Origin of the sequence: Mesorhizobium sp. BR1-1-13, assembly GCF_020165515.1 — a bacterium.
Classification (GTDB): Bacteria; Pseudomonadota; Alphaproteobacteria; order Rhizobiales; family Rhizobiaceae; genus Mesorhizobium.
In genome coordinates, this window is sequence record NZ_JAIUIH010000026.1 from 1 (window position 1) to 3,943 (window position 3,943).

Below are 3,943 nucleotides of genomic sequence, written 5' to 3' on the forward strand. Positions count from 1 at the left end.
CTACGCCCACCGCGCCGTTACCGGTCGCCTTGATGCCCTCGGCGAGCGTGCCGGTGACCGTGCCATTGGCGGTGACGGCAATCGCGCCCGTGCCGCTGTTGGTCGCCTCGATGCCGGTCGTGCCCGAGACGTTGCCCACGGTCACGTCGATAATGCCCGAGCCGGCAATCTTGGCCTGCCGGGCGATGATGGCGGTGTTGCCGACGGACGTCACGTCGCCCGCGGTCACCGTGACGGCGCCGCCGGCAGACCGCGCGAAGATGCCGTTGCCGCCGGTCGCAGTGACCGGACCGACGGTGGTCACCGTGGTCGAGCCCGAGCCGAAGTTCTCGGCGTCGATGCCGAAGCGGGCGTCGATCGAGCCGTTGGCGGTCACGTCGATGTTGCCGCTCGCGCCAGTGTTGAGGAGCCCCGCCACCATGCCGGCATTGCCCGCCTTGATGTCGCCATTGGCGACCTCGGTGATGTTGCCAGTCAGCGAGATGGACTGGACGTCGATGCCGTCCTTGCCCGCCGTCAGCGCGGTGACATTGTTGGTAATCACCGAAATGCCGGTGTTGGTCGCGACGTCGCGGACGGTGATGCCTTCGCCTGCCGCCGAAAAGATATTGCCGGAGGCGTTAATGTCTATCAAGCCGACACCCCCGGTCTGCGTCACGTCGAACGCGTTGCCGGTGCCATTGTTGGTGATGCTCCCGCCCGTGTAGGTGATCGTGCCGCCGGCCCCAAAGACCGACAGGGCCGCCGTGCCGCCTGCGGTCGGCGCGTTGCCGGCATCGACGCTGATTGTGCCATTGTTGGTAACAGTTACGCCACCGGGGCCGAGGTTGGAAACCGCAAGGCCATTCCCGCTTATCGTCGTTCCCGCATCGACGGTCACGTCGAGCGGCACGCCTAACAAGCCCTGATAGGCACGATCATTGGGTGGGTTGGCGGGAGACGTCGTGTTGGTGGTGGAGGTAGTGTCGCATTGGACAGTGACGGCGCCGACGAGGCAATCCGCCCAGGCCTGTCCCGGAGTCAACAGGCTCGCGCACGCAGCGGCGGCGATACCGATGGCGGATCGCAGCGCAAGCTGGCTCGCCTGCGAGCGCAGGCTGCCGCGTAGGGCCGAATTCGTCGAAACCAGCCCGGTCCAATGACCGGCCGAGTTCTGAACACACATCATGAGTCTGCCCCCCGGTGCAGCCAATTGGTGCGATCCCAGATCTACTCCAAGCCACCTCTTTTATTTACGACATGTTAGTACTGTGTCAATTGTGGGGGTTAACAGGGCTGAACCCAAAGACCGGCGTTTTTTCTTATCTGTGGCCGTTAGCGGTCAAGCTGCCAACCCCCTCCGGGAGGAGATTGGCAGCTCCGAACCTCAGATCAGCTTCTCCAGCGTGATCGGCAGATCGCGGACGCGCTTCCCCGTCGCGTGGAACACCGCGTTGGCGATCGCCGGCGCCACGCCGACGATGGGCAGTTCGCCGACGCCCTTGCCGCCGAGCACCGAGGAGTGCGGGTCGGGGATGCCGACCGAGATCACCTCGATGTCCGGGATGTCGGCATTGGTCGGCACCAGATAGTCGGCGAGGTTGTTGTTGACGATGCGGCCGTGGCGGCGGTCGATGATGCCTTCTTCCAGCAACGCCTGGCCGATACCCATGATGATGCCGCCCTTCCACTGGCTTTCCGCCAGCTTCGGATTGTAGAGCCGTCCCGAATCCAGCGCCGACACGACGCGCGAGACGCGCACCGTGCCGAAATCCTCGTCGACCCGCACCTCGATGAAATGCGCGCACCAGGAGTGACGGGAATAGTCGCCTTCGGTGTGCGGCAGCGCCATGGCGATGGTGGTGTAGTTCCTGTAGCGGTCCTCGGCGCTCGAATTGGCCGGCATGGTGTCGCCTGTCGCCTCGATGCGGTCGCGGCCGACGCTTTTGAGGAGCTCGGCTATCGACACATCGGGACCGTCGCCGCGCGGCGCGGTGATGCGGCCATTGGCGACGACCAGCGTGTTGGCCTGCAGCGCATGGAAGGGCGAGCGCGGGTCGCTGATCGCCAGCCCGACCAGCTGGTCGAGCGCCGAGGTGGCGGCCTTGTAGACGGCACCGGTCATGACGCCGGCTAGGCGCGAGCCGCCGGCGACGCCGGCGCGAGGAAAGCGGGAATCGCCCAGCTTCACCACGACGTCGTCAGCCGGCACGCCGACCGTCTCGGCCGCCGTCTGCGCCAGGATGGTGTAGGTGCCCTGGCCCATGTCGATCGAGGAGCTTTCGACCTCGACCGAGCCGTCGGCCAGGATGCGCACGATCGCCTCGCCATAGGCGCGCCGCACCGGATAGGTGCCGGCGGCCACGCCCCAGCCGATCAGCTGGTTGCCGTCGCGCATCGAACGCGGCTCCGGTGTGCGCCTGGCCCAGCCGAAGCGCTCGGCGCCTGTGGCAAAAGCCTCGCGCAACTGTCTGGTGGACCAAGCTTTTTTCACTTCCGGGTCCTGCTCGGCATAGTTCCGCAGCCGGATCTCCAAAGGGTCGATGCCGACCTCGTAGGCGAGCTCGTCGATGGCGCTTTCGATGCCGAAGGCCGAAGGGTTCTCGCCCGGCGCGCGCATGGCGCCCGGCACCACGGAATTTACCCGCACGACGTTCTGCCGAGACGAAAAGTTCGGCGTCGCGTACATGATCGAGGTAACCGAGGCCAATGGCTCGACCCACATGCCATCGATCGATGTCTCGTTGACGCCGCGATGCACGATCGACTGGATTTTTCCTTCCGCGTCGGCGCCGAGCGCCACCGTCTGGCGCGTCGCGGCGCGGCCGCCATAGCCGGTGAAGGTCTGCGGGCGCGTCATCACCAGGCGCACCGGCCGGCCGAGCATTTTGGCTGCACACGCCGCAACCGCGCCATGGCCGAGCGCCAGAGCCTTGGAGCCGAAGCCGCCGCCAATATAGGGCGAGACCAGCCGCACATTCTCGAACGGCACACCGAACCATTCGGCATAGGTGCGCGCCATGCCGTCGAGCCACTGGCTCGGCTCCCAAACAGTGAGCCGGTCGCCCTCCCAGCGCGCGATCAGGCCGTGCGGCTCAATCGGCGCCTGGTATTCGCGCGGCGTGTTGTAGGCGGCGCAGATCCGGACCGGGGCGGACGCAAAGGCATCCTGCGCGTCGCCCCATTCCTTGGTCATGGCGTCGATCGGTATGCCGTCGCCGGCCTTGACATCGTTGAGGTCGACGATGGCCGGCGTTTCGTCATAGTCGACCTTGACCAGTGCCGCTGCCGCGACCGCCTGCTCGAAGGTTTCGGCGACCACGGCGGCGACATGCTGGCCCGAAAAGCTGATGTCGCGCGCCAGCGGGCAATAAGGCTTGCCGGGCGGAGGCGTGCCGAACCAGTCCGACGCGGTTTTCAAGGCGATGATGGTGTCCGGCGTCAGCACTTGCAGCACGCCGGGCGCCGCCTCAGCCTGCGCCGTATCGATGGCGCGCACCTTGCCGGACGCGATCGTGCTGTCGACCAGTACGGCATAGGCCAGGCCTTCGAGCTGCTGTTCGACGGCGTATTTGGCCGCGCCGGTGATCTTGGCCGGGCCGTCGACGCGCGACAGCCGGCCGCCGACGGCTTGTGCCAGCACGCCGTCGGAGGCGTCGCCATGTCTTGCGATGTGAACGGTCATGCCGCTTCTCCCAGTTTGAGGATGGCGCGCGCGACGACGCGCGGCGCGAGCTCGATCTTGTAGTGGTTGGCGCCATGGTCGACGGCGCCCTCGATGGCGAGCAGGCTGGCCGCGCGGACAGCCTCAGGCTCCAGCGCCTTGCCTTTCAGCGCCTCTTCCACGGCGCGCGCCCGCCAGGGTTTGGTGGCAACGCTGCCGAGCGCGACGCGCAGGTCGCGGACGGTGCGCTCGTCGGCCTCGAGTTGGAGGGCGCCGGCGGCCCGGGCGGCGGGGCACGCG

At 67.0% G+C, this 3,943-nt stretch carries 1 protein-coding gene and 2 pseudogenes; all 3 read right to left on the bottom strand.

The genetic code is table 11. From position 1 onward, the window contains the following. A pseudogene (locus tag LB533_RS29715) lies at positions 1-1,165 on the bottom strand (autotransporter outer membrane beta-barrel domain-containing protein); the annotation flags it as partial. Between the two features lie 201 nt (positions 1,166-1,366). After that, complete coding sequence (locus LB533_RS29720; RefSeq protein ID WP_224678881.1) at positions 1,367-3,664, bottom strand: xanthine dehydrogenase family protein molybdopterin-binding subunit; 2,298 nt, start codon at positions 3,662-3,664, stop codon at positions 1,367-1,369. Continuing rightward, a pseudogene (locus LB533_RS29725) lies at positions 3,661-3,943 on the bottom strand (xanthine dehydrogenase family protein subunit M); the annotation flags it as partial. The pseudogene LB533_RS29725 and the gene LB533_RS29720, both read right to left, overlap by 4 nt.